This is a genomic window from Klebsiella sp. MS 92-3 (assembly GCF_000195655.1).
GTDB lineage: Bacteria > Pseudomonadota > Gammaproteobacteria > Enterobacterales > Enterobacteriaceae > Klebsiella > Klebsiella pneumoniae.
Genome location: NZ_GL882806.1, coordinates 69,097 through 75,502 on the forward strand (window position 1 = coordinate 69,097; position 6,406 = coordinate 75,502).

Genomic DNA, 6,406 nt, shown 5'->3' on the forward strand with positions numbered 1-6,406 from the left:
ATTTTGTTGAAACCAACAAAATGGTCGAATTAGGTTCTGGCGCCAGCAGGAATCTTGAAGATTTCCACCTCTCACGCTACGCCTGCTATCTGGTAGTGCAAAATGGCGATCCGTCGAAACCGGTGATTGCTGCGGGGCAAACGTACTTTGCCTTGCAAACCCGGCGCCAGGAATTGCAAGATGATCAAATATTTAAGTCTCTACGAGAGGATGAAAAGCGACTGTTCCTGCGCAATGAGCTCAAAGAGCATAATAAACATCTGGTTGAAACGGCCCAACGTGCTGGTGTTGAGACGACTCTTGATTTTGCTGTCTTTCAAAACCATGGTTATAAAGGTCTCTATGGTGGTCTTGACCAAAAAGCAATCCATGAGCGTAAGGGCCTAAAGAAAAGCCAAAAAATACTCGACTATATGGGATCGACTGAGCTCGCGGCCAACCTGTTTCGTGCTACCCAAACGGAAGAAAAACTACGTCGGGACGCGGTTGATTCGAAGCAACTCGCCAACAAAACGCATTATGACGTAGGGCAAAAAGTACGCCAGACTATTAAAGACCTGGGTGGCACTATGCCTGAAGCACTTCCTTCCCCGGAGAAAAGTATTCAGCAACTCACTATCGTAGCGAAAAATAAGAACGCGCCTGAGTAGCGTATCTTACTCCATGATTATTGTGCGCCAGGCAGCATACAATCCGCCTGGCCGCGGTCATAATCCCTGTTAATAATAATGTTATTCACAGGGACGGTACCATGAGTGAGATAGCATTGACGGTCAGCGTGCTGGCGCTGGTGGCGGTGGTTGGGTTGTGGATCGGCAATGTCAAAATCCGCGGCGTCGGCTTTGGCATTGGCGGCGTCCTGTTTGGCGGGATTATCGTCGGCCACTTTGTCGATCAGGCGGGCGTCGCCCTCAGCAGCCCGATGCTGCATTTTATTCAGGAATTCGGCTTGATCCTGTTCGTCTACACCATCGGTATTCAGGTGGGGCCGGGCTTTTTCGCCTCGCTGCGGGTCTCAGGCCTGCGGCTCAATCTGTTCGCTATCCTTATCGTTATCCTCGGCGGCCTGGTGACCGCGGTGCTGCATAAGCTGTTCAATATTCCTCTCCCGGTGGTGCTCGGTATCTTCTCCGGTGCGGTGACCAACACGCCGGCGCTGGGGGCCGGGCAGCAAATTCTGCGCGATCTCGGCGTACCGTTCGAGGTGGTCGATCAGATGGGGATGAGCTACGCGATGGCGTATCCGTTCGGCATCTGCGGCATTTTGCTGACCATGTGGCTGGTGCGCCTGTTCTTCCGCATTAATGTCGAGAAAGAGGCCCAGCGGTTTGAGGAGAGCAGCGGTAACGGCCACGCCCATTTACACACCATCAACGTGCGGGTGGAAAACCCCAACCTCAACCAGATGGCGATTCAGGATGTGCCGATGCTCAATAGCGACAACATCGTCTGTTCGCGGCTGAAACGCGGTGAGCTGTTGATGGTGCCTGCGCCGGGCACCCTTATCCAGGCTGGCGACCTGCTGCACCTGGTGGGGCGACCTGAGGATTTGCACAATGCGCAGCTGGTGATAGGCCAGGAGGTGGCGACCTCGCTGTCGACGCGCGGCACCGATCTGAAAGTGGAGCGGGTGGTGGTCACTAACGAAAAAGTGCTGGGGAAGAAAATACGCGATCTGCACGTCAAACAGCGCTATGACGTAGTGATCTCCCGGCTTAACCGGGCAGGCGTCGAGCTGGTAGCCAGCAGCAGCGCCAGCCTGCAGTTTGGTGACATCCTCAACCTGGTCGGCCGTCCGGAGGCAATTGACGCCGTGGCCGCCGAACTGGGTAACGCTCAGCAGAAGCTGCAGCAGGTCCAGATGCTGCCGGTGTTTATCGGCATCGGACTCGGGGTACTGCTGGGATCTATCCCGTTGTTTATTCCCGGCTTCCCTGCCGCATTGAAGCTGGGACTGGCCGGTGGGCCGCTGATTATGGCGCTGATCCTTGGGCGTATCGGCAGTATCGGCAAGCTGTACTGGTTTATGCCGCCGAGCGCCAACCTGGCGCTGCGCGAGCTGGGGATAGTGCTGTTTCTGGCGGTGGTCGGGCTAAAATCGGGGGGTGACTTTGTCGCCACCCTGACCCAGGGCGATGGTCTGAGCTGGATCGCTTACGGCATTTTCATCACCGCCATCCCGCTGCTGACGGTGGGCATCCTCGCGCGCATGCTGGCGAAAATGAACTATCTGACGCTGTGCGGCATGCTGGCCGGCTCCATGACTGACCCGCCGGCGCTGGCCTTCGCCAACAACCTGCACGCCACCAGCGGCGCAGCGGCGCTCTCTTACGCCACCGTCTATCCGCTGGTGATGTTCCTGCGCATTATCACCCCGCAGCTACTCGCCGTGCTGTTCTGGGGGCTAAGCTAGCGGGCTTTGCGCCTGGACGCGGCGCAGGTGATAGTCCACCTGATACTCGCTGGCGTTGCGGAACATGACCGAATAGTTAAGAAACTCGCCGCTGTCGCTGTAGGAAAGGGAGGTAATACGCAGCAGCGGCGTCTGCTCCGGGACGTTCATTGAGCGCGCCAACTGCTTGTCCGCCAGCACCGGCGTCAGCGTTTCATAGTTCCCGCTGATGATGATCCCGCACTCTTTCTCAATATAATCAAATTTCGACCCTTCCAGATGACTCAGCGACAGGTTGCGGAACAGCTTCACCGGCATATAGCTATCCTCCAGCATCAGCGGCTTGCCGTCGACGTAGCGCACCCGCCGTGAGAAGTAGATCCGTTCATCAATTTTAATCCGCAGCAGACTGGCGATGGCCGGCGGGGCGGGCATCACCTCGAAGGCCAGCACCTGACTCACCACCTCTTTACCCTGCTTGCGCAGCACTTCCGCCAGGCCGGTCAGATTGCTGGTTTCATGATGGACGTCTTTACGCGCCACGTAAGTTCCCGAGCCGTGGCGACGCACAACCAATCCCCAGTCCACCAGCAGATCGATGGCTTTGCGAATAGTCATGCGCGCCACCCCGAACTCCTCGGCCAGTTTTTTCTCTCCTGGTAGCGGGCTGCCGATGGCGAAGTCGGCGGAATTCAGCCGCAGCCGCAGGCGGTCAGCAATGGATTTGTAGATCACCAGTAGTCCTCTTGTTCAGGAAAAGGGGATGTCGCTTTGTGCTCTTTTTTCTAAAAAAGTAGTTTAATTACAATCAATTAAGATGCATTCATTAAGTTAATTTCGATGCCTGACTTATCGATGTCTAACTTTTGTTATCGAAGTAGACAACTTTGGCCAAATTAAAACCATGAATGGGATCACGAATCGCAACGGCGCGGCATGTTGTCGGACGGGCAAATTTTTATTCTCCAGTCAGGCCGGTAATCAAGAAAAAGAAGGCCACTCACCCTACGAGTTGTTACATGAGGATTTCCCAATGCTCAGTCAAATACAACGCTTTGGCGGCGCCATGTTTACCCCGGTTTTATTGTTCCCTTTTGCCGGGATTGTGGTTGGTATCGCCATCATGCTGCGCAACCCGATGTTCGTCGGCGAAGCGCTGACCGCACCCGACAGCCTGTTTGCCCAGATCGTTCACATCATTGAGGAGGGCGGCTGGACCGTCTTTCGTAATATGCCGCTGATTTTCGCCGTCGGTCTGCCGATCGGCCTGGCGAAACAGGCCCAGGGCCGGGCCTGTCTGGCGGTGCTGGTGAGCTTTCTCACCTGGAACTATTTTATCAACGCCATGGGGATGACCTGGGGCCACTTCTTCGGCGTCGATTTTTCCGCTGAACCCACGGCCGGCAGCGGCCTGACGATGATTGCCGGGATTAAAACCCTCGACACCAGCATTATCGGCGCCATCGTCATCTCCGGTCTGGTGACGGCCCTGCACAATCGCTATTTCGATAAACCCCTGCCGGTATTCCTCGGCATCTTTCAGGGTTCATCGTTTGTGGTCATTGTCGCCTTCCTCGCGATGATCCCTTGCGCCTGGCTGACCCTGCTCGGCTGGCCAAAGGTCCAGCTGGGCATTGAATCACTGCAGGCCTTCCTGCGCTCAGCCGGGGCGCTTGGGGTGTGGGTTTACATCTTCCTTGAGCGCATCCTGATCCCCACCGGCCTGCACCACTTCGTCTATGGCCCGTTCATCTTTGGCCCTGCGGTGGTGGAGGGCGGACTGCAGGTCTACTGGGCAGAGCACCTGCAGGCGTTCAGTCAGAGTACGGAACCGCTGAAGACGCTGTTCCCGGAGGGCGGCTTTGCCCTGCACGGTAACTCGAAAGTGTTTGGTTCGGTGGGGATTGCGCTGGCGCTCTACTTCACTGCCGCGCCGGAAAACCGCGTCAAGGTCGCCGGCCTGCTGATCCCCGCCACCCTGACCGCGATGCTGGTCGGGATCACTGAGCCGCTGGAGTTCACCTTCCTCTTCATCTCGCCGCTGCTGTTCGCCGTTCACGCGGTGCTGGCGGCGACTATGGCGACGGTGATGTACATCTGCGGAGTAGTAGGCAACTTCGGCGGCGGCCTGCTCGATCAATTCTTGCCGCAAAACTGGATCCCAATGTTCCATCACCACGCCTCGATGATGTTCATTCAGATAGGCATCGGCCTCTGTTTCACCGCCCTCTACTTCGTAGTCTTCCGTACCCTGATCCTGCGTCTGAACCTGAAGACGCCTGGCAGGGAAGAGAGCGAAATCAAGCTCTACAGCAAGGCCGATTACCAGGCGGCACGAGGTAAAACCACGGCCGCCGCCGCGCCAGAGACCCGGCTGGGTCAGGCCGCTGGCTTCCTGCAGGCCCTCGGCGGCGCCGACAACATTGAAAGCATCAACAACTGCGCCACCCGACTGCGCATCGCGCTGGTCGATATGGCGAAAACGCAAAGTGACGACGTCTTTAAAGCGCTGGGCGCCCACGGGGTAGTACGCCGCGGCAACGGGATTCAGGTCATCGTCGGCCTGCACGTTCCCCAGGTGCGCGACCAGCTGGAAAACCTGATGAAAGATTCTCTTTCGACCGAACATACCACCATGACGGAGGCAGTATCATGAAAAAATTCTCAGTTGTTATCGCAGGCGGCGGCAGCACCTTCACCCCGGGCATTGTCCTGATGCTGCTGGCAAACCAGGATCGTTTTCCGCTGCGGTCGCTGAAATTTTATGACAACGACGGCGCGCGCCAGGAGACCATCGCCGAGGCGTGCAAAGTGATCCTCAAAGAGCAGGCGCCGGAGATTGAGTTCAGCTATACCACCGATCCGCAGGCGGCGTTTACCGATGTTGATTTTGTCATGGCGCATATCCGCGTCGGGAAATATCCGATGCGTGAACAGGATGAGAAAATCCCGCTTCGCCACGGCGTGCTGGGCCAGGAGACCTGCGGACCGGGCGGGATCGCCTACGGTATGCGCTCTATCGGCGGCGTGCTGGAGCTGGTGGATTATATGGAAAAATATTCGCCGAACGCCTGGATGCTTAACTACTCCAACCCGGCGGCGATTGTGGCGGAAGCCACTCGTCGTCTGCGGCCGAACGCCAAAATCCTCAACATCTGCGATATGCCGATCGGCATTGAAGGGCGGATGGCGCAGATTGTCGGCCTCAAAGACCGTAAACAGATGCGCGTGCGCTACTACGGCCTCAACCACTTCGGCTGGTGGACGTCGATTGAGGACCTCGACGGCAATGATTTGATGCCGAAACTGCGCGAATATGTGGCGAAATACGGCTATGTGCCGCCCTCGAACGATCCGCACACCGAGGCCAGCTGGAACGACACCTTTGCCAAAGCGAAAGATGTGCAGGCGCTGGATCCGCAGACCATGCCGAACACCTACCTGAAATATTATCTGTTCCCGGACTATGTGGTAGCCCACTCCAACCCGGAACGCACCCGCGCCAATGAGGTGATGGATCATCGGGAGAAAAACGTCTTCAGCGCCTGCCGGGCGATCATCGCCGCCGGGAAATCCACCGCCGGCGATCTGGAGATTGACGAGCATGCCTCCTATATCGTCGATCTGGCGACGGCTATCGCCTTTAACACGCAGGAAAGGATGCTGCTGATTGTGCCGAACAATGGCGCGATCCATAACTTTGACGCCGACGCGATGGTGGAGATCCCTTGTCTGGTAGGCCACAACGGACCGGAGCCGCTGACGGTAGGCGACATCCCGCATTTCCAGAAAGGGCTGATGAGCCAGCAGGTGGCAGTGGAAAAACTGGTGGTCGATGCCTGGGAACAGCGCTCTTACCACAAGCTGTGGCAGGCGATTACCCTGTCGAAAACCGTGCCGAGCGCCTCGGTGGCGAAAGCGATCCTCGACGACCTCATTGCCGCCAACAAAGATTATTGGCCTGAGCTGCATTAATCCCCGTTGTACTACCGGCGCCCCGCGGGGGGCCGGGTC

Annotated in this window: 5 protein-coding genes; 4 read left to right on the forward strand and 1 reads right to left on the reverse strand. The window is 57.2% G+C overall.

The genetic code is table 11. The features are described 5' to 3' along the window. Both dinD and HMPREF9538_RS14290 read left to right on the forward strand, forming a co-directional pair. A partial coding sequence (gene dinD / locus HMPREF9538_RS14295) for a DNA damage-inducible protein D (RefSeq protein ID WP_009485049.1) occupies positions 1-650 on the forward strand: 650 nt, incomplete at its 5' end. Between the two features lie 101 nt (positions 651-751). Continuing rightward, the gene (locus HMPREF9538_RS14290; protein WP_009485050.1) at positions 752-2,413 is read left to right on the forward strand and encodes a putative transporter; all 1,662 of its coding nucleotides are present in this window, start codon (positions 752-754) and stop codon (positions 2,411-2,413) included. On the opposite strand, the gene HMPREF9538_RS14285 is transcribed toward HMPREF9538_RS14290, so the two are convergent. Beyond that, positions 2,405-3,127: a GntR family transcriptional regulator gene (locus tag HMPREF9538_RS14285; protein ID WP_004151520.1), complete on the reverse strand. Its 723-nt coding sequence runs from the start codon at positions 3,125-3,127 to the stop codon at positions 2,405-2,407. The two genes, HMPREF9538_RS14290 and HMPREF9538_RS14285, sit on opposite strands and share 9 nt — an antisense overlap. A 298-nt stretch (positions 3,128-3,425) precedes the next feature. Between HMPREF9538_RS14285 and HMPREF9538_RS14280 the strand changes: the two genes are divergently transcribed. Continuing rightward, positions 3,426-5,048 (forward strand): alpha-glucoside-specific PTS transporter subunit IIBC, encoded by a 1,623-nt coding sequence (locus tag HMPREF9538_RS14280; protein WP_002923307.1) that lies wholly within the window; start codon positions 3,426-3,428, stop codon positions 5,046-5,048. After that, a complete protein-coding gene (locus tag HMPREF9538_RS14275; protein ID WP_002923306.1) occupies positions 5,045-6,367 on the forward strand; it encodes a 6-phospho-alpha-glucosidase in 1,323 nt (440 codons plus the stop codon). Before HMPREF9538_RS14280 ends, HMPREF9538_RS14275 begins: the two co-directional genes overlap by 4 nt. The last annotated feature ends 39 nt before the right edge of the window (positions 6,368-6,406 follow it).